The sequence below is a fragment of the Nitrosomonas supralitoralis genome, assembly GCF_003011925.2.
GTDB classification, from domain to species: Bacteria; Pseudomonadota; Gammaproteobacteria; order Burkholderiales; family Nitrosomonadaceae; genus Nitrosomonas; species Nitrosomonas supralitoralis.
Map to the genome: position 1 here is coordinate 23,836 of NZ_PXXU01000023.1, position 19,454 is coordinate 43,289.

Annotated in this window: 15 protein-coding genes; 12 read left to right on the plus strand and 3 right to left on the minus strand. The window is 44.1% G+C overall.

Features of this window, described 5'->3' with window-relative positions; genetic code table 11:
- Positions 1–151 precede the first annotated feature (151 nt).
- Complete coding sequence (locus tag C7H79_RS08885; RefSeq protein ID WP_106706926.1) at positions 152–1,714, minus strand: sigma 54-interacting transcriptional regulator; 1,563 nt, start codon at positions 1,712–1,714, stop codon at positions 152–154.
- 261 nt (positions 1,715–1,975) lie between these two features.
- Here C7H79_RS08885 and C7H79_RS08890 point away from each other — a divergent pair, with 261 nt between their 5' ends.
- The 4 genes from C7H79_RS08890 (at position 1,976) to C7H79_RS18425 (ending at position 7,369) form a co-directional block, all read left to right on the plus strand.
- Entirely contained in the window at positions 1,976–2,629 is a 654-nt protein-coding gene (locus tag C7H79_RS08890; RefSeq protein ID WP_106706927.1) for a beta-class carbonic anhydrase, read from the plus strand.
- Between the two features lie 100 nt (positions 2,630–2,729).
- Positions 2,730–2,981, plus strand: coding sequence for an FmdB family zinc ribbon protein (locus C7H79_RS08895; RefSeq protein ID WP_106706928.1), 252 nt, complete (start codon positions 2,730–2,732; stop codon positions 2,979–2,981).
- A 575-nt stretch (positions 2,982–3,556) separates the two neighbouring features.
- Positions 3,557–5,545 (plus strand): SIR2 family protein, encoded by a 1,989-nt coding sequence (locus C7H79_RS18420; RefSeq protein ID WP_197714615.1) that lies wholly within the window; start codon positions 3,557–3,559, stop codon positions 5,543–5,545.
- 6 nt (positions 5,546–5,551) lie between these two features.
- A complete protein-coding gene (locus C7H79_RS18425; RefSeq protein WP_197714616.1) occupies positions 5,552–7,369 on the plus strand; it encodes a hypothetical protein in 1,818 nt (605 codons plus the stop codon).
- 29 nt (positions 7,370–7,398) lie between these two features.
- Here C7H79_RS18425 and C7H79_RS08905 read toward each other — a convergent pair whose 3' ends face one another.
- Entirely contained in the window at positions 7,399–8,298 is a 900-nt protein-coding gene (locus tag C7H79_RS08905) for a LysR substrate-binding domain-containing protein (protein WP_106706929.1), read from the minus strand.
- A gap of 102 nt (positions 8,299–8,400) precedes the next feature.
- Here C7H79_RS08905 and metE point away from each other — a divergent pair, with 102 nt between their 5' ends.
- The 5 genes from metE (at position 8,401) to thrC (ending at position 16,044) form a co-directional block, all read left to right on the plus strand.
- Positions 8,401–10,701 carry a 5-methyltetrahydropteroyltriglutamate--homocysteine S-methyltransferase gene (metE, locus tag C7H79_RS08910; RefSeq protein ID WP_106706930.1) on the plus strand — a complete coding sequence of 767 codons (2,301 nt, stop codon included), beginning with the start codon at positions 8,401–8,403 and terminating at the stop codon, positions 10,699–10,701.
- A gap of 70 nt (positions 10,702–10,771) precedes the next feature.
- Entirely contained in the window at positions 10,772–11,515 is a 744-nt protein-coding gene (locus tag C7H79_RS08915; RefSeq protein WP_106706931.1) for a 4-aminobenzoate synthase, read from the plus strand.
- Positions 11,516–11,911: 396 nt separating this feature from the next.
- Positions 11,912–13,138 (plus strand): pyridoxal phosphate-dependent aminotransferase, encoded by a 1,227-nt coding sequence (locus C7H79_RS08920; protein ID WP_106706932.1) that lies wholly within the window; start codon positions 11,912–11,914, stop codon positions 13,136–13,138.
- A gap of 85 nt (positions 13,139–13,223) precedes the next feature.
- Positions 13,224–14,537 carry a homoserine dehydrogenase gene (locus C7H79_RS08925; RefSeq protein ID WP_106706953.1) on the plus strand — a complete coding sequence of 438 codons (1,314 nt, stop codon included), beginning with the start codon at positions 13,224–13,226 and terminating at the stop codon, positions 14,535–14,537.
- Between the two features lie 88 nt (positions 14,538–14,625).
- The gene (gene thrC, locus C7H79_RS08930; protein WP_106706933.1) at positions 14,626–16,044 is read left to right on the plus strand and encodes a threonine synthase; all 1,419 of its coding nucleotides are present in this window, start codon (positions 14,626–14,628) and stop codon (positions 16,042–16,044) included.
- A 552-nt stretch (positions 16,045–16,596) separates the two neighbouring features.
- On the opposite strand, the gene C7H79_RS08935 is transcribed toward thrC, so the two are convergent.
- Positions 16,597–16,788: an entry exclusion lipoprotein TrbK gene (locus C7H79_RS08935; protein WP_106706934.1), complete on the minus strand. Its 192-nt coding sequence runs from the start codon at positions 16,786–16,788 to the stop codon at positions 16,597–16,599.
- Between the two features lie 357 nt (positions 16,789–17,145).
- Between C7H79_RS08935 and C7H79_RS08940 the strand changes: the two genes are divergently transcribed.
- The 3 genes from C7H79_RS08940 (at position 17,146) to gltA (ending at position 19,451) form a co-directional block, all read left to right on the plus strand.
- Positions 17,146–17,841 (plus strand): succinate dehydrogenase iron-sulfur subunit, encoded by a 696-nt coding sequence (locus C7H79_RS08940; RefSeq protein WP_106706935.1) that lies wholly within the window; start codon positions 17,146–17,148, stop codon positions 17,839–17,841.
- Positions 17,838–18,071, plus strand: a complete 234-nt coding sequence (locus C7H79_RS08945) for an FAD assembly factor SdhE (RefSeq protein ID WP_106706936.1) — start codon at positions 17,838–17,840, stop codon at positions 18,069–18,071. Before C7H79_RS08940 ends, C7H79_RS08945 begins: the two co-directional genes overlap by 4 nt.
- A 78-nt stretch (positions 18,072–18,149) precedes the next feature.
- The gene (gene gltA, locus C7H79_RS08950; RefSeq protein ID WP_106706937.1) at positions 18,150–19,451 is read left to right on the plus strand and encodes a citrate synthase; all 1,302 of its coding nucleotides are present in this window, start codon (positions 18,150–18,152) and stop codon (positions 19,449–19,451) included.
- Positions 19,452–19,454 lie beyond the last annotated feature (3 nt).

A 19,454-nucleotide genomic window follows, 5' to 3' on the forward strand; every position in this document is an offset into this window, starting at 1 on the left:
GAAAAAAGTGAAAAAAAGCTTGATATTATAGACTTGAAGTTAGCTGGCATTAGAAGCTAGATTATACGTGGCTTCTAATATTCGCCTCATTTATATAGCCTAACTCTCATAGAAACACTAACAGCAATTCAGAACTTCAGTCTGATTGTCTTCAACCAGAAATTCGAAAATCCGCCAAATTAATTTTGTATTTTTTAAGCTTAGCGTAAATGGCGCGTGATGTGATCCCCATGTTTTCAGAGACTTGTTTTATATTTCCGCTATTCTGTTTCAAAATTGTTTCAAGAAATGACTTTTCTATCCTGGCAAGAGTCTGTTCCTTCACGTCTTTCCATTTCACAGCATTTTCGGTCTTAGATGAAAACTCTAAATCCAGCTCGGTCATTTCTTTGCCAGTGGCAAACAAAATGCTACGTTCAAGAATATTTTCCAATTCACGAACGTTGCCTGGCCAGTGATAGGCGCGTATTTTTTGCATCACTTCGCGACTTACTGATTCAATTTCTTTTCCATACCGGGTATTCAACCGCTGGATAATCAATTGCACAAGATAAGGTAAATCTTCCGGCCGTTCGGTCAAAGAGGGAATATCTAAACGGACTACATTGATGCGGTAATACAGGTCATTACGAAACAAATTCTGTTTAACAAGACTTTCCAGATTTTTGTTTGTCGCTGAAATAATTCTTACATCAATCGCCAATGTTTGTTTCCCGCCCACTCTTTCCAGTTCTGCTTCCTGGATTACACGAAGCAATCGGGTTTGCGCCGCTGGCGATAATGAGTCAACTTCATCCAGAAACAGAGTGCCACCTTCGGCGCGCTCAAAATAGCCATGGTGCACTTCTATGGCACCTGTAAAAGCGCCTTTTTCATGCCCAAACAATGCGCTTTCGATCAAGCTCTCCGGAATTGCGCCGCAGTTAATCGGAATAAATGGTTTATGGTAACGATCGCTCATAGCATGTATGGCGCGTGCTATCAACTCTTTACCTACGCCTGTTTGACCCTGAATTAACACTGTCACTGGAGTAGGCGCAATAACCTCGATGGAATGCAGTATTTTTTGCATCATCGGTGATTTTGCTATGATCGTAGGCGATTGACTTTTTTTTGATATTTGTTTGCTTTGCTTGTGCCAAAGCCTTTGCAAGTTTGTCTCGATTCGAAACTGCAATTCATTAATATCATTAATTTCCTTGACGGGTGTTGTATCGGTATATTCCATTCCAGCATGCCCTTTTGCCGCTTGTGGATTGGTGTAAATACAGACATCACATTTACCATCCTGGCGGGCTATGCTTTTCTTAATTTCAACTTTGGCATAACCAAAGTTTCTGGCTGCGATGCCTCCAAATACACTCGAGGTCATTCTGCATAACTCAGGAAAATTGGTCACTTGTTCGCCGAAAGGGCAGCGGGAATTTGTAACAATGATACAGTCCTGATTACTGGAGACCAGTGAAAATTTACCGCCGATATTGTTCTTAATATCGAGTATGAGTTCGGTGTAGCTTTCAACATCAAGCTGCTCATTTTTGCGCGTATTATCTCGATAAGTTTCTTCAAAGAAGCATCCAGCAGTTTTAGCGATATGCTCAATCAATTGTTCGCAATGCTTTTGACCTTGTTGTTCGCTGGCATGCATCAGTTCAAGAATAAAAGTTTGCAAGAAAAAGACAGGTGTTAACTCGGAGAGAGGGCTATTTTTCATAGATTATGACTTGGATGTGAAGTTGGACTTCACTAATTGAAGCATGGCTGCACAAATGTGGCAACGTTTTAAAGTTAACTTGTTGTAATTGATGATTAATATATTTATTTCTAAGTGGCATGGTAATTGCATGTAGTGTTAATACATCTAAAAATAACCAGATGTACGGACTAAGCATTCGTTATACAACCGTCATAATTCTAATGAAATAGTAGATCAGTAAGGATTTTAAATTCTACGTATTAACAAGGAGATTAAGAATTGAGAACACTCAAAGAGGAATTGAGCACACGCGTCGCCGCATATGATCACTGGGCAGAGCGTCGCCGCCATGGGCAGGACGGACATAATAACCGAAAGTTGTGGGTACTTGCTTGTATGGACGAGCGTCTGCCGATAGATGAAGCACTCGGTATTCAGGTGGATACCCCGGCAGGCGGTGGAGATGCGCACTGCTTCCGTAATGCTGGGGGGATTGTCACCGACGATGCAATTCGCTCGGCAATGCTGACTTGCAATTTTTTTGGCACCAAGGAAATCGTCATAGTGCAGCATACGCAATGCGGCATGCTTTCTGCAAATGCGGCCAATCTGGAGAAAATGTTGCGCGACAGAGGAGTCGATACAGATAATATTACACTGGACCCGACATTACCCGAATTAAAGCTGGAAAAAGGAGCTTTTGCCAAATGGATCGGGATGATGGATGATGTAGATGAAACTTGTATGAAGACGGTAGAAGCATTTAAAAATCATCCTCTCATTCCCAAGGATGTGGTTATCAGCGGTTGGGTTTGGGAAGTTGAGACTCGTCGATTGAGAGCGCCCACGCGAGACGCTGAAAAACGAGCCAGAACCGATGTCACTTCAGCTCAATTTGGCGTGAAAGGAAAGCAGCCACCTCGTTGGGGTTAAATTCAGGAAATAAAGCCTGAAAGCGTGATCATTTGCGATATCAAGTGGTCACGTCTTTACGTTTCTAAGAAATGTTATGAATACATGAATGGTGATTTAAATGCCAACTTATGATTACTTGTGCACCCAGTGCAAACTACAATTTGAAACACGCCATTCAATCAATGCGCCCAATCCGGATTGTTTCGCCTGCGGAGGCGGGGTAGAAAAAATCATTATTTCTGCCCCCGCGACGCTTGGCAACATGGCGCGCGGGCGTGATATGGCAATACACTCACTGCAGCCAAAAAACAATCAAGTAAATCACGTACATGGGCCCGGATGCGGATGTGTGCGTCATCAAAATTCTTAAGCACGAGCGAATCTTTATTTGCGGCTCGAATAAAGTGCCCAGAAGAAGTCCATCTCATGTCGCCAAACAACAGTTCGGTTATGTCAAAATCCGTTGCCGGGGAATTTTCAAAAATACGCAATAACTTTACGTGCTATTTGCTCTGGCTAAAACACTCATCTTGTATGTGAGCCATAATTCTTGCGTCATCTCGGTGCTTAAGCGCACTATAACTCAAGAGAAAGCTGAACGGGCGTATTTGCTGTCAATTGGAGGGGTTGGCTGAAGTAGCTTGGCTCAAACTTGAAGATCTCAGGAAGTCGGGCTGATTGATATCACTATTTTGACGGTTTGAGCGTACACCAAGGAATACCTCAGAGTTTATTTATTATCAAATAGATAGTTCTATGAACTTGGTGATACAAAGAGAAAATTTCATTTCTTTAGCATAAATTTCTAGTGTTTGAAATTTGCTGTTGAAAAAGAAGCTGGTACTGAATGCTATACTAAATAATGCGCAAGAAATAACGTACTTAATTCAATGCTATATTGCTTTTTATTATGCAAGCACTATTGCCAATAATACAGATACTGGCATGCAATTCGTAACTAACGGCCCGGATATCCCAGAAGAACTCTTACAAATGCACGAGGAGGGGCGTCTCGTGTTCTTTTGTGGTGCAGGCATTTCTTACCCAGCTGGGCTCCCCGGATTCAAGGAGTTAGTAGATAAGATCTATGAGTTTGCTAACATAAGGCCGGATCCGATTGAACAAGCCGCATATGACCAAAATCAGTTCGATGCTACCTTGAATTTTCTAGAGAATCGCTTACAAGGACAACGGCAGGGATTAGAGATGCGCAAGGTGCTAGAGAAGGTACTTCAGCCTAGACTACGTCGCAAAGGGGCAATGGACATTCATACTGCATTGCTTCAATTGGCGCATGATCGGAAAGGTTCGCTAAGGCTGGTAACAACTAATTTCGATAGAATTTTTGAAAAAGTAGCAAAACGAATAAAGCAGACAATCAACTCTTTTGCAGCGCCAATGTTGCCAATTCCTAAAGACAGTCGTTGGAATGGATTGGTTTACTTACATGGATTGTTACCTGATAGACCAAATGATGATGCTTTACAGCGACTAATTGTAACCAGTGGAGATTTTGGCCTGGCTTATCTGACCGAACGTTGGGCAGCGCGATTTGTGAGTGAATTGTTCCGCAATTATGTCGTCTGTTTTGTTGGCTACAGCATAAATGATCCGGTGATGCGTTATATGATGGATGCACTCGCTGCTGACCGGATGTTGGGAGAAGCTACTCCGCAGGCTTATGCTTTAAGTGATTGTGAATCTGAACAAGAAGAAAGTAAGACTAACGAGTGGAAGGCTAAGGGTGTTATGCCGATTCTTTATGATTCGACTGACAGTCATGCTGTATTGCGCAATACCTTGAATGTTTGGGCTGATACCTACCGTGATGGCATTCTTGGAAAAGAGCGAATTGTTATCGAACACGCTATTGCACATCCATCAGCTAGCACTCAACAAGATGATTTTGTAGGTCGAATGCTCTGGGCTTTGTCTCACGAATCCGGGTTGCCGGCCAAATGCTTTGCTGAATTCAATCCTGTTCCATCTATAGAATGGCTAAAAGTATTTTCCGAGGATCGCTATCGGCACAGTGATCTTGATCGCTTCGGTATATTGCCGCACCCTCGGATAGATGAGAAATTGCATTTCAGTTTTATTCGTCGACCCGCACCTTACACGCGAGCACCTTATATGTCGCTAACACCGGAGATAGTAGATACCCGGTGGGATGACGTGATGTACCAGCTTGCACGCTGGCTGGTACGGCATCTTAACGATCCGGAATTAATTATTTGGCTGGCTAAACGAGGTGGTCAATTGCACGACCAGTGGTCTAGGTTGATCAAGAAAGAATTGGATCGCTACACTAAATTGGAGCGTGATGGAAAAACAGATGAGCTGGAAGATATTCGAAAAAATGCTGGAAATGCGATTCCTCAAACATCGATGCGAATACTGTGGCGTTTGCTATTGACGAATCGAGTGAAATCATGGGGGAACGACTGGAAGTTTTACAGCTGGAAAGAGCGATTGCAGCGCGACGGCTTAACTGCTACGCTGCGTTTCGATTTGCGTGAATTACTGTCACCTAAGGTGATGTTGAAGAGACCTTCCCGCTGGGGTGAAGACAATGACGTGGCAGAATCCCCGCAGCGACTCAAACAACTCGTAGATTGGGAGTTAGTACTCACTACCGATCACGTTCATTCGGTACTAGAGGATATCGCTCAGGTAGAATGCTGGAATGAGGTGTTACCAAAGCTATTCGGAGACTTTCAACAGTTGTTGTCCGATGCGTTAGATCTGTTGCGAGAACTTGGTGAGGCAGATGATTTTAAAGACCGCTCTTTTTGGGATCTACCCTCTATTAGTCGGCATTGGCAAAATCGGGGATACCATGAGTGGGTGACACTTATTGAATTGCTTCGGGATGCGTGGCTGGCTACAAGTGAGATTGATCACAATAAGGCTACTTGGATCGCGCGGGATTGATTCGATTTGCAGTATCCGACTTTTAAGCGTTTGGCGTTATTTGCTGCCAGTCAGGATGGCTGCATTGCTTCCGAGCAATGGCTGGAGTGGCTGATCGTCGATGATGCAAGGTGGTTGTGGGCAACCGATACTCACCGGGAGGTAATGCGCTTGCTCGTATTACAAGGTAATCGACTATCGTCGGAAGCAAGTACAAAACTGGAAATCGCTATTCTTGCCGGGCCACCACGAGAAAAATTCCAGGATAATACTGAGCCGGAGTGGTGGCAATCTCATGTTGATTATTCGATCTGGCTGCGCCTTGCCAAGCTTCGGGCAGGCAGCAGTAATCTGAGCACTACAGCTTTGTCACACTTCACAGAATTATCTAAAAAAAATCCTAAATGGAAGCTCTCAGACGACGAACGTGATGAGTTTACACATTGGATGAGCGGCACCGACGATCCAGATTACGAGGAAAGTCGCGATATCGACATTGCACCCCGAAATCGTCGAGAACTCGTTAAATGGCTCAAACGACCACTGCCAGAACGCCATCCATTTTACGAAGATACTTGGCAAGACACCTGTCGTGCCAGTTTATCCCTCAGCCTAGTTGCTCTTTGCGTTCTCGCTCAAGAAAGGATATGGCCGCCTGGCCGTTGGCGCCAAGCGTTACAAGTTTGGAGCGAAGATAAAGTAACTCTCCGGTCGTGGCGCTACGCTGCACCGTTGGTACAGACCATGCCTGACGACGTATTACAAGAAATCATACCCAACGTTGCCTTGTGGCTGGAGAAGGTGTCCAAATTCATTGATCGGCATGAAGATATTTTATTGGATATGTGTCGGCGGGTATTGGAACTACCGCTTGAATCTGATTCCAATATCATGATGGATGGTAAATCGATCAATCGACCTGTTTTTGAAGCGATCAATCATTCGGTTGGTCACGTTACGCAAGCACTGTTGAATTTGTGGTTCAAGCGCAAGCCAAATGACAACGACACACTACCGATGGACCTCAAACCGTTTTTCACCCAATTTTGCGATACGACTATTGGACAATTCCGTCATGGCCGGGTGCTGCTCGCCTCACAATTGATTATACTTTTTCGCGTGGATCGCCCATGGACGGAGCAACACTTGTTGCCGCTGTTTGATTGGACCGCCCATCCAGTCGAGGCGCGAACGGTTTGGGAAGGTTTCCTTTGGTCTCCACGCTTATATCGACAGCTACTGATTGCATTTAAAACTCAGTTCTTAGACACCGCTCGCCACTACTCTGAGTTGGGTGAACATGGTCGCCAATTTGTAGTGTTTCTGACTTATGCGGCATTGCACCAAGTGGAAGGATATACCCTGCAGGATTTTCAGCGAGCTGTAGGTATTTTACCTAAAGATGGTCTGCAGGAGATAGCGAAAGCGCTCGTACAAGCTTTAGAAGGGGCCGAGGAACAACGTGAGGATTACTGGAAGAATCGGATTAAGCCATTTTTGGAGCAGATTTGGCCCAAATCGCATAATCTTGTTTCTAATGAAATCTCAAAATCTCTTGTTCTCCTTAGCATTGCTGCAGGTGAAGAATTTCCTGCAGCCTTATCGCTAATTTTGAACTGGTTACAACCGTTTGAGCATCCAAATTATGCTTTATTACGTTTCCATGAATCAGGCTTATGCAATCGATTTCCCAATGAAACACTGCAACTACTAGATAAGATAATTGATGATCAACCTTGGATATCTCCAGAGCTTGGGAAATGTTTGGAAGCGATTTCTCAGATAGAACCCACACTGGACAAAGATCGTCGATATCATCGATTATCGGAACACGTTAGAAGGTAAAGTGGTTAATTGTAGAAAATATTTATAATTTATGCTACTGAATTTTTAACAGTTTTTTGTCCGATCGCGATAAATTTCTGGATATACGGAATAGCCTTGTCAGGTTCTCGCATTGCTAGTAACAATTTCTGATACAACCCTTTTTTACCAATGCGAATTTTTCTGAGTTTGAGATCCTTGCTTTTAATATCGGCTAGCCATTCGGGCAAGACACAAACTCCGCGTTTGAGCGCGGTCATTTGTAACATGATTTCTAAGGACTCTATTTGTTTTAGCTTGGCTGGCTCAAGGTGTGCGGGTGTCATGAAATGCGTCAGAATATCCAGTCTTTCCAGTGGCACCGGGAAAGTCAGCAAGATTTCCTTACACAAATATTCGGGTGTTAGATGTTTTGTTTCTGCCAATGAATGATCGGCAGATACTAGCAATACCAATTGATATTCAGCCAAGATTTCATAAACGATATTTTCTTTTTTAACCATATCGGGTGTGATCAAAACATCAATATGATGGTTGAGTAAGCCTTCCAATCCGCTAAATTGGAATTTTTGGACGATATCGATATCCATCTCAGGCATTCCTCGCATGAACTGGCCAATCATCCCCGTGAGCCATTCAAAACAGGGATAACATTCCACGCCAATACGTAAAATTCCTTGTCGGCCTTCGCTGTAGGCTTCAAGTGTTTTTTCCGCCTGGGACAAAACCGGCAGCACTTGATTGGCTACTTCTAGTAGTAGTTTGCCTGCCTGGGTCAAACGCAAGCTGCGACCCTCACGCTCCCACAATGCAACGCATAATTTCTTTTCCAGATAACTGATCTGATGTGATAACGCCGGTTGACTTAAACATAACGCATTGGCGGCCTCAGTAAGGGTTCCATTGGTATGCAGTGCTTGGATGATTTTAAGGTGGCTGTGTTCGATCATTTATGAGATAACCTTATCGATATGCTAAAACTTATCATTATTATTTATTAATCATTATTCGTACAATAACTAAATTAATAATTTGCGAGTGGTGATGAAATTATGGTAACTACACACAATCTTGGGTTTCCGCGCATCGGCAGAAATCGGGAATTGAAATTTGCCTTGGAAAAATACTGGAAAGGTGATATTTCTGAACAAGCTTTATTAGACATTGCAGCAGACCTGCGCCTCCAGCATTGGCGGGATCAATCCAAGCTCGATTGGATTCCAGTAGGTGATTTCTCATTATACGATCATGTACTAGATATGAGTTTTTTGCTGGGTAACATTCCGGCGCGCGTCAGTACACTTTCTACCAGTAGTACGATAGATAAATATTTCCGTGTGGCAAGAGGCCGTTCGGCAAATGATATTGCTGCACAGTCATGTGTTCATGCTGGAGAAATGACGAAATGGTTTGACACCAACTATCATTACATCGTACCTGAATTTGAGAGGAATACAAAATTCTCGTTGAATGCCAATCACTTACTCGAGAAAATTCAGCAAGCTCAACAAACTCATTCACAGGTAAAGCCCGTCATATTGGGGCCGGTAAGCTATTTATGGCTTGGAAAATCCAAGGATAGTAGCGATAAGCTTGATCTATTAGAAGATTTACTTAGCGTTTATGCGCAATTGCTTGATCAACTAAAGAATGCTGGCATTCAATGGATACAAATCGATGAGCCGGTATTGGTAATGGAGCTGTCGCAAGAATGGAAATATGCGGTGCGAAAAACTTATTATCAATTACAAGCTACACCTGTCAATCTGATGCTAACAACGTATTTTGGACAACTGCAGGATAATCTGCAACTTGCTTGCGAGCTGCCGGTTCAGGGGTTGCATTTGGATGCTGTCACGGCTCACGATGAGATTGACAAGGTCATTGACTGGTTACCCGGGCATAAAATTCTCTCGCTGGGCGTTGTTAACGGACGTAATGTCTGGAAAACCGATTTAACTGAAACATTGAATTGGCTGGAACCAGTGCATGCGCGCCTGGAAGAACGGCTTTGGCTTGCGCCTTCCTGTTCATTGCTGCATGTTCCGGTTGATCTGAATAGTGAGCAAAAAATCGATGCAGATATTCAGTCATGGTTGGCATTTGCTGTTCAGAAATTAAATGAAATTGAAGTACTGGCAAAAGCATTAAAGCATGGCAGAGAGAGTATTGCCGAAATCCTGCTGGAGAATAGAGTAGCAATTGCTAGCCGCAAGCAATCCAAACGCGTACACCACGTCGACATAAAAACGCGCGTACTTGAAATAAATGAGGCAATGGGTGTACGACAATCGCCTTATCATCAGCGATCAATCATACAGCGCAAGCAATTTCGCTTGCCACTTTTTCCTACTACGACTATTGGTTCTTTCCCACAGACGCAGGAAATCAGGCAAACACGCCACAATTTCCGTGTAGGTAAATTGCCGGAAGCAGAATATCGGCAAGCTATGCGGAAAGAAATTGAATTTTGTGTGCATGAGCAGGAAGCTTTGGGATTGGATGTTTTGGTACACGGTGAGCCGGAACGTAACGATATGGTGGAGTATTTCGGCGAGCAACTCGCTGGTTTTGCCTTTACTCAATTTGGCTGGGTGCAGTCCTATGGATCACGATGTGTCAAGCCGCCGATCATATATGGCGATGTTTCACATTCACAAGCGATGACCACGGAATGGATCCAATATGCTCAATCGCTTACCAGCAAGCCGATGAAAGGGATGCTTACAGGACCGGTTACGATGTTGAATTGGTCATTTGTGCGTGATGATCAATCCCGCGAGCAAACATGTATGCAGTTGGCGCTTGCGATACGCGATGAAGTGCTGGCTTTGGAGAAAGCGGGTATCAAAATTATCCAGATTGATGAAGCTGCAATGAGAGAAGGTTTGCCACTCAGAAAATCGCAATGGAATGATTATTTGAACTGGGCTATTCATGCATTCCGTATCACTGCAAACGGGGTAAAAGATGAAACACAAATACATACGCATATGTGTTACTCGGAATTCAATGACATTATGTCAGCGATAGCACGCATGGATGCAGATGTGATTACGATAGAAACGTCGCGTTCGGATATGGAGTTGCTTGATGCTTTCGATCAGTTTCGATATCCGAATGAAATTGGCCCGGGCGTGTATGATATCCATTCACCCAATATACCGTCTGTCGATTCCATTATTGAATTAATGGAGAAAGCCTCACAGCGAATCCCGGTTGAACGATTGTGGGTAAATCCGGACTGCGGACTAAAAACTCGCACCTGGGAAGAAGTGAAACCTGCATTGTGCAATATGATTGCTGCCAGCCGGTATTTGGCTCGTCATTTAAGCGCAGCCCAGAGCAGCTAAATTTGACTTGCCGGTGTTATTTAGCGATGATATGCAACACTTTATCCATCACGGTTTAAAAGGAGTAATCATGACAACCAATACCATTCTCAAACAAAAAATAACTGCCATTATCAGCGAAAAGCATCTGCTCAAACACCCGTTCTATATTGCCTGGACTGAAGGCAAACTAACTAAGGAGCAATTACGTCATTACGCTGAGCAATATTTCTATAATGTACTGGCTGAACCCACTTATTTGAGTGCTGTGCACTTCAATACGCCACATATCCATTCGGAATCAAATAGCGGTGATATCAGCGTGCGCCAGGAGGTTTTGAAAAATCTGATTGATGAAGAACATGGCGAAAAGAACCATCCGGCATTATGGAAAAATTTTGCCTTTGCGTTGGGTGCAAATGACAAGATCCTGGCGAATGCAGCAGCATTACCGACTACCGAGAATCTTGTCTCCACGTTCCGAGATATTTGCTTAAATAGGCCGTTCTATGCAGGACTTGCTGCGTTGCATGCATTCGAATCACAAGTGCCAGACATTGCAGCGGTAAAAATTGATGGCTTGGCTAAGTTTTATGGTATGAAGAATCCTGAGGATTATGAATTTTTCTCAGTACACCAGAAAGCTGATATTTATCATTCACAAGCTGAATGGGCAATCATCGAGCGGTTTGCCGATAACCCTGAAAAACAAGCGGAAGTTTTGGCTGCAACCCAAGAAGCTTGCGATGCACTATGGGGTTTCCTGGATGGAATCCATGAAACATATTGTGCTAATCTGGCATGCGAGCAAAAAGAAGCTGCAACAGTACATTAAACCTACGATAATCTGTTTCAATCTTGTGACAAGCTCAGTGTGAATGATAATTGGTTGATTATTGTAGTGCTGAGCTTGTTGAATGTTAAGTTTATTACTTCACGTTTGCTGCCGCAGAAATAAGGCAGAGCAGAACACTGAATAAATAAGGTAATCCTCGGTTATATCGAGGATTACCTTATTTATTGACACCATGATGCGGCGACCAAATCAAGCCATCAGCTTAGTCAGTGGTATGTGAGATCCGCTTTAATTCACTGCCAGAAGTTTGACGTATGACTACGTGTTTAGCGTATATAATGTTACGCTAAACTAATTATAAAAATTTTGCATTTTTTGTTTTTCTAAGACGTCGATTGCTATTCAAACTTCGCAAAACATTTCCATTCCATTATCATGCGCCCAATTTTAAAATCCAGAAAACTGGCAAACGTTTGTTATGACATTCGCGGACCGGTGCTTGAGCGCGCTCGTCAGATGGAGGAGGAAGGTCATCACATTATTAAACTGAATATCGGTAACCCGGCTACATTTGGTTTTGATGTGCCTGAAGAAATTCTGCAGGACGTAATTCGTAATTTATCGGATGCTTCCGGTTATTGCGATTCAAAAGGGCTGTTTGCCGCGCGCAAGGCGATCATGCATTACACGCAAGAAAAGCAGATTAAAAATGTGCAATTGGATGATATCTTTATTGGCAATGGAGTATCAGAACTGGTTGTTTTGGCGATGCAGGCGCTACTGGACAATGGCGATGAAGTACTAATTCCGATGCCCGATTATCCTTTGTGGACAGCAGCAGTTGTGCTTTCTGGCGGTGTAGCTAAACATTATCTGTGCGATGAAGAGTCGGGTTGGTTGCCAAACCTGGATGATATCCGCGCCAAAATTACACCCAAGACACGTGCGATTGTTATTATCAACCCCAACAATCCCACTGGCGCACTTTATCCTAATGAATTACTGCTCGAGATCATCGAAATTGCCCGGCAACATCAGTTGATCATTTATGCGGATGAGATCTACGACAAGATATTATACGAACAAGCAACCCATACCTCGATCGCGTCGTTGGCTGAGGATGTTTTGTTTGTGACATTCAACGGATTATCTAAAAATTACCGCGCAGCTGGTTTCCGCTCCGGTTGGGCGGTGGTGTCGGGCGAAAAAAATCATGCACGAGATTATATTGCGGGATTGAATATGTTGGCTTCCATGCGATTGTGCGCGAATGTGCCGTCGCAATTTGGGATTCAAACCGCATTGGGGGGCTATCAAAGTATTTATGACTTAACTTTGCCTACAGGTCGCTTGATGCGCCAACGTGATGTGGCGTGGAGATTGTTGACTGATATTCCCGGCGTAACTTGTTTTAAGCCACAATCGGCGTTATATTTATTTCCGCGCCTGGATCCAGAGATCTATCCGATTGAAGATGATCAAAAATTTGCATTGGAACTTTTGCTCGAAGAGAAGGTTTTAATAGTGCAGGGGACTGGTTTTAACTGGATGAAGCCGGATCATTTTCGCGTGGTGTTTTTGCCCAATGCGGATGATTTGACTGAGGCTGTCGGTCGCATTGCACATTTTTTGCAACACTACCGCAAGCGTCACGGTACTTAATCATTAAGTGCCTTGACTTTATTTCTCACCAGCTGACCCCTATAATCACGCATCAATCTAATTGTTTATTTTTTTATTTGAATTTATGAAACCCATTCACATTGGTTTATTAGGAATTGGCATCGTTGGTGGTGGCACATATACTGTTCTCAAGCGTAACCAGGAAGAGATCGCGCGTCGTGCGGGCCGGGGAATTGTCGTTAAGATGATAGCCGACAAAGATCTGGATAAGGCCCGAAGTTTAGCGGATTCCGGAGTAACCGTAACCGCTGATGCTCATGAGATCACGAGAAACCCTGACATCGATATCGTGGTGGAACTGATCGGCGGTCAGACCATTGCCAAAGATCTGATTCTGGAGTCAATTGCCAATGGCAAACATGTGGTGACAGCTAATAAGGCTTTGCTGGCGAATCACGGTACTGAAATTTTTGCTGCGGCACGCGCCAAGGGCGTAATTGTCGCTTTTGAGGCTGCGGTGGCGGGTGGGATCCCGATCATCAAAGCGCTGCGCGAAGGACTGACGGCAAATCGCATTACTTGGATAGCCGGGATCATCAATGGCACAGCCAATTTTATTTTGTCGGAAATGCGCGAAAAGGGATTGTCGTTCGAGCAAGTTCTTGCACAAGCACAAAAGCTTGGTTATGCCGAAGCTGATCCTACCTATGACATTGAAGGTATTGATGCTGCACACAAAATCACTTTGATGTCGGCGATTGCATTTGGCATACCGGTACAATTCAACAAAGTATATACCGAAGGAATTACCAAGCTGACTGGCGAGGATATCCGCTATGCTGAAGAACTCGGTTATCGGATCAAACTGCTGGGGATTACCAAACGTGTGGCAAAAGGCATTGAATTACGTGTGCACCCCACATTAATTCCAATGCGGCGTTTAATCGCCAACGTCGAGGGCGTGATGAATGCAGTTGTCGTCAACGGTGATGCAGTCGGCACGACGCTATACTATGGAGCTGGAGCTGGAGCTGAGCCAACCGCCAGTTCGGTAATTGCAGATCTGGTCGATGTGTCCCGCATGCAAACCGCTGACCCGATGCATCGCGTTCCAACCTTATCATTCCAGCCGGATTCATTATCCGATACGCCGGTTATTCCGATGGAAGAAGTTGAAACATCATATTACCTGCGCATGCAAGTAATCGATAAACCGGGAGTGATGGCTGAAATTACACGCATTGTGGCAGACAATAATATTTCAATCAGCGCTATGATCCAGAAGGAAGCCAGCAATGAATCCGATAATGTTGGCATTATCATGCTGACACACTTGACTGTTGAGAAGAATATTAATGCAGCAATTGCGCGCATTGAATCGTTATCCGTGGTGACAAGCGAAGTGATCCGCATACGCATCGAAGAATTAAACAATTAAAGATATAGATATCGACTTTTCCAGCGTTTTTAGGCGTTATCTGGCAAGCAAAATTATTGCTGTTACTTAAAACCAACTACAATCAAGCATGCGTTATATTTCTACCCGCGGCGGAATGCCCCCCAAATCTTTTTCAGAAATTCTTTTGAGCGGCCTGTCGCCGGATGGTGGGTTGGCGATGCCTTCAGCCTACCCCAAAGTCACAGCAACCCAATTGAATGCCTGGCGAGAGTTAAGTTACCCGTCGCTTGCGTACGAAATTCTGTTACGCTTTGTTGACGATATTCCGGCTGACGATCTGCGCAATCTGATCTATCAAACATATACTGCCGAAGCTTTTGGCAGTGCCGATATCACACCCTTGAAAACCCTGGAACCTGGCTTTCATATTCTAGGATTATCCAATGGACCGACGTTGGCATTCAAGGATATTGCAATGCAGCTGCTGGGCAATTTGTTCCAATATCAATTGACTAAAACCGGTGTCGAATTAAATATCCTCGGCGCAACATCAGGTGATACTGGTTCCAGCGCCGAATACGCCATGCGCGGTAAACACGGAATTCGAGTTTTCATGCTATCTCCGCATGGAAAAATGAGCCGCTTCCAAACCGCACAAATGTTTTCGCTACAGGATAAGAATATTTTCAACATCGCCATTCGTGGTGTGTTCGATGACTGTCAGGATATCGTCAAGGCTGTCAGCAACGATCATGCCTTCAAACAAGCACACCACATCGGCACAGTCAATTCGATCAACTGGGCACGCATCGTGGCGCAAGTTGTCTACTATTTCAAAGGCTATTTTGCCGCGACTAAGAATAATGACGAACAGGTTTCGTTTGCGGTACCGTCCGGCAATTTTGGTAATATCTGCGCCGGACATGTAGCCCGTATGATGGGGTTGCCAATCAAGCATTTGATTCTGGCAACCAATGAAAACGACGTGCTCGATGAATTTTTCCGAACCGGTGTGTACCGTCCTCGTACTACGACGGAAACTCGGCACACCAGTAGTCCGTCGATGGATATTTCCAAAGCCTCCAACTTCGAGCGTTTTATTTTCGACCTGACTGGAAGAAATGCGGAGCAGGTGACTGAATTATGGTCAGCCGTTGACAAAGGCAATGCCTTTGATCTTTCAACTACACCATTATTTTCTGCAATCAAGGATTACGGATTTGTATCCGGCACCAGCAATCACGCAGCCCGGATTGCAACCATTCGAGACATTTATCGGCGCTATCGCTTGTTAATCGATACGCACACGGCAGACGGTTTGAATGTCGGACAAGCTCACCGTGAGGCAGATGTGCCATTAATTTGCCTGGAAACTGCATTACCTGCCAAATTCTCTGAAAGCATCGTAGAAGCAATTGGCCGTGAACCGGAACGTCCGTCCGATTTAGAGAATCTTGAGAGTCTTCCGCAGCGTTTTGTGATAAAAGACGCGAATGTGCAGGTGATCAAGGCGTATATCAATGAACAGTGCATGATATCCGTATAGAAGGCATTTGGAAAAAGCGAAGAAATACATCTAATATTTATGTTTTTATAATGGCCTGCTAGCTCATTGACCTTTTCGCATAGCAGTCAACTGTTACTTCAAATGAAAAATGTGGTAACCCGGCGCTGAACTCTGTAGTTTACATACTTGTGGAACAAGCCAATTATATTAGTTGTTGTACATGGTGTTGAAACGCTGTCCAAAATCAACCCAAACGCATCTCCTACGATGCAACACAATCAACAGCAATTATTCATACCAATGCAGGAGAAACGAGTGTCAAGTCATCTGCGAAATTACCCTGGAAGTTATGCAAGTCAATAAGCGTGCTGATCCGCTATATGATTAAAAATCAGCTACTGAAGTAGGCGGTGAAATTGATGCAGCAATGCTAAACTTTCTAACATTTTTTCATCTATTCAATCTGCTCTTATAAAAGGTGAGTCTGATACCGAGATCCGATTCACTGTTTGTTGAAATTGACTTCAACCCCAAGTCTAGAGATTATCTCTGGGGTTGAGCTCGAATGTCTATAAGTATGCTGCTTTAACTCTATTTTTTCAAAGCATCACATTGATCGAGAAATGCTTGTCGTGCAACTTCGTTATCCTTTAAATCTGCAAGAGAGGATTCCAATCCTTTGCCTGCGCAATTCACGAGACTGGCTTCGGGTGCTCCGCCGCAACCGACCAGAGAGAAACACAGGCCAACCATGCAAGCGATACTATATTTTCTAAAATTCATCTAATATTTTCCTCTATAAATTATTCATTATGGTTTGTTGGTAAAACCCGATTATTTCAATCGTTTGACACCGGCCCGGTCATACGAGCCTAGCGTTATATTTTACCCGAATCTATTCTTTTTGTATTTTTACTCTGTTTTGATTCGCGCAAAACAGATTGCTGATGCATCGATCTTATTCATAAACCGAGACATTGTGCGCCGCTATTTGATATATTTCGCTTACGCTTAGTGTGCTCTGCGAGCTAAAATGCCAAACCAAATCATGCTAATCTGATTTCAAATCTGTATACTTCGTAATATTTTGTATGATTTCTATCGACTATAGGCAGTATTCAAAACCACTGGAGTCAGCCAATGAAGTTATCAATTTACCGCTATGATCCCGATAAAGATGAAGAGCCTTACATGCAGGATTACGACGTTCCGCTGGCGGCAACCGACAAAATGCTATTGGATGCGTTGTTGCGCATCAAGTCAATTGATGACAGTTTAAGTCTACGTCGGTCCTGCCGCGAAGGTGTGTGTGGGTCGGATGCGATGAACATCAACGGACGCAACGGATTGGCGTGCATTACGCCGCTTAAGACCTTGAAAGAACCGGTTGAAATACGTCCTTTACCCGGCTTACCGGTGATTCGTGACTTGATCGTGGATATGACACAATTCTTTCAGCAATATCACTCGATCAAACCTTATTTGATCAATAATGATCCTCCACCTGAAACAGAGCGGTTGCAGTCGCCGGAAGAAAGAGCAGCTTTGGACGGTGCCTATGAATGCATCTTATGTGCCTGCTGTACAACAGCCTGTCCTTCTTTCTGGTGGAATCCGGATAAATTTGTCGGACCGGCGGGTTTGTTGCAGGCCTATCGTTTTCTTGCCGATAGTCGCGATCAAGCAACGGCTGAAAGACTCGATAATCTGGAAGACCCTTATCGGCTGTTTCGCTGTCATTCCATCATGAATTGTGCTGACGCGTGCCCTAAAGGCTTGAATCCCACTCAGGCAATCGGCAGAATCAAGGACATGATGGTCAAGAGAATGATATGAAAGCGTTCGAGCGTGCACGTTGGCGTTGTCGGCGTGGTATGCTTGAATTGGATATTGTGTTGCAACGATTCATGGATCGAGATTACCGGCAGCTTGATGAATCCGGTTTACTGCAATTTGAACGATTACTGACATTGTCGGATAACGACTTGTGGAATCTGATCAGCGGAAAGCAAGTCAATTGCGATACGCAATGGCAACACGTATTGGAATTACTGCAAAAAAGTTAGGTTTGGATTGTTTTCATTAATACTGTCAAATCGTTAACAATTCACACTGTTTATTATTGCAATTTGTGGAGATGTAATATGGCACAAGAAGACACAGCGACTCTGAATTTGAATAATGGTAGCGATCCTATCGAGCTACCGGTTTTATCTGGAACCATGGGCCCGGATGTGATCGATATTCGTAAGCTGCACGCACAGAGTGGTTTGTTTACTTATGATCCCGGTTTTTTGTCGACCGCTAGTAATAATTCCTCGATCACCTTTATTGACGGTGATGAAGGAATTTTGCTGTATCGCGGTTATCCGATCGAGCAACTGGCATTGCATTGTGATTTTATCGATGTATGTTACTTGCTGCTGCAGGGTGAGTTGCCAATGCCTGAACAAAAATCGGAATTTGATCACGCAATAAAAAACCATTCTATGCTGCATGAGCAACTGGTGCGATTTTATAGTGGATTTCGTCGTGATGCCCATCCGATGGCAGTGATGGTAGGAGTGGTCGGTGCTTTATCTGCTTTTTATCATGATGCATTGAATATTTCCGATCCGGTACATCGTGAGCAATCCGCATTCCGGCTGATTGCAAAGCTGCCGACGATTACTGCGATGGCGTATAAATACAATATTGGGCAACCGTTTGTTTACCCGCAAAATCACTTGAGTTACGCTGAAAATTTCTTGCATATGATGTTTTCTGTGCCGACAGAGAAATACGAAGCCAACCCAGTGATTGTACGTGCATTAGATCGGATATTGATTTTACATGCGGATCACGAACAGAATGCTTCCACCTCGACCGTGCGCCTGGCGGGTTCCAGCGGTGCTAACCCTTTTGCATGTGTATCTGCGGGTATTTCATGCTTATGGGGTCCCGCGCACGGTGGAGCAAACGAAGCTTGCTTGCGTATGTTGGAAGAAATTGGCGATGTTTCGCGCATTGATGAATTTATACAGCGCGCAAAAAATAAAGAAGATAATTATCGGCTCATGGGTTTTGGTCATCGCGTTTACAAGAACATGGATCCACGGGCGAAGCTGATGCGCGAAACTTGTCATGAAGTTCTGAATGAATTGGGGTTACATAATGATCGGTTGTTCAAACTTGCGCTACAACTCGAAAAAATAGCACTGGAAGACGATTATTTTATCTCGCGCAAGCTTTATCCTAACGTCGACTTTTATTCCGGCATCGTGCAACGCGCATTAGGCATTCCCACAAGCATGTTTACCGCGATTTTTGCGATGGCAAGAACGGTTGGCTGGGTGGCACAATGGAGTGAGATGGTTTCTGATCCAGATTATAAAATCGGACGCCCACGTCAGCTATATACCGGCCCAGTCATGCGGGATATTCCCATCTCGTTTTCGCAAAAATAGTTA

Coding starts and splice junctions, on each gene's coding strand:
- C7H79_RS08925 (WP_106706953.1), top strand. CDS start 13,224: ATGAAACCCATTCACATTGGTTTATTAGGAATTGGCATCGTTGGTGGT.
- C7H79_RS08945 (WP_106706936.1), top strand. CDS start 17,838: ATGAAAGCGTTCGAGCGTGCACGTTGGCGTTGTCGGCGTGGTATGCTT.
- C7H79_RS08895 (WP_106706928.1), top strand. CDS start 2,730: ATGCCAACTTATGATTACTTGTGCACCCAGTGCAAACTACAATTTGAA.
- metE (WP_106706930.1), top strand. CDS start 8,401: ATGGTAACTACACACAATCTTGGGTTTCCGCGCATCGGCAGAAATCGG.
- gltA (WP_106706937.1), top strand. CDS start 18,150: ATGGCACAAGAAGACACAGCGACTCTGAATTTGAATAATGGTAGCGAT.
- C7H79_RS18420 (WP_197714615.1), top strand. CDS start 3,557: ATGCAATTCGTAACTAACGGCCCGGATATCCCAGAAGAACTCTTACAA.
- C7H79_RS08905 (WP_106706929.1), bottom strand. CDS start 8,298: ATGATCGAACACAGCCACCTTAAAATCATCCAAGCACTGCATACCAAT.
- C7H79_RS08940 (WP_106706935.1), top strand. CDS start 17,146: ATGAAGTTATCAATTTACCGCTATGATCCCGATAAAGATGAAGAGCCT.
- C7H79_RS08915 (WP_106706931.1), top strand. CDS start 10,772: ATGACAACCAATACCATTCTCAAACAAAAAATAACTGCCATTATCAGC.
- C7H79_RS08885 (WP_106706926.1), bottom strand. CDS start 1,714: ATGAAAAATAGCCCTCTCTCCGAGTTAACACCTGTCTTTTTCTTGCAA.
- C7H79_RS08935 (WP_106706934.1), bottom strand. CDS start 16,788: ATGAATTTTAGAAAATATAGTATCGCTTGCATGGTTGGCCTGTGTTTC.
- thrC (WP_106706933.1), top strand. CDS start 14,626: ATGCGTTATATTTCTACCCGCGGCGGAATGCCCCCCAAATCTTTTTCA.
- C7H79_RS08920 (WP_106706932.1), top strand. CDS start 11,912: ATGCGCCCAATTTTAAAATCCAGAAAACTGGCAAACGTTTGTTATGAC.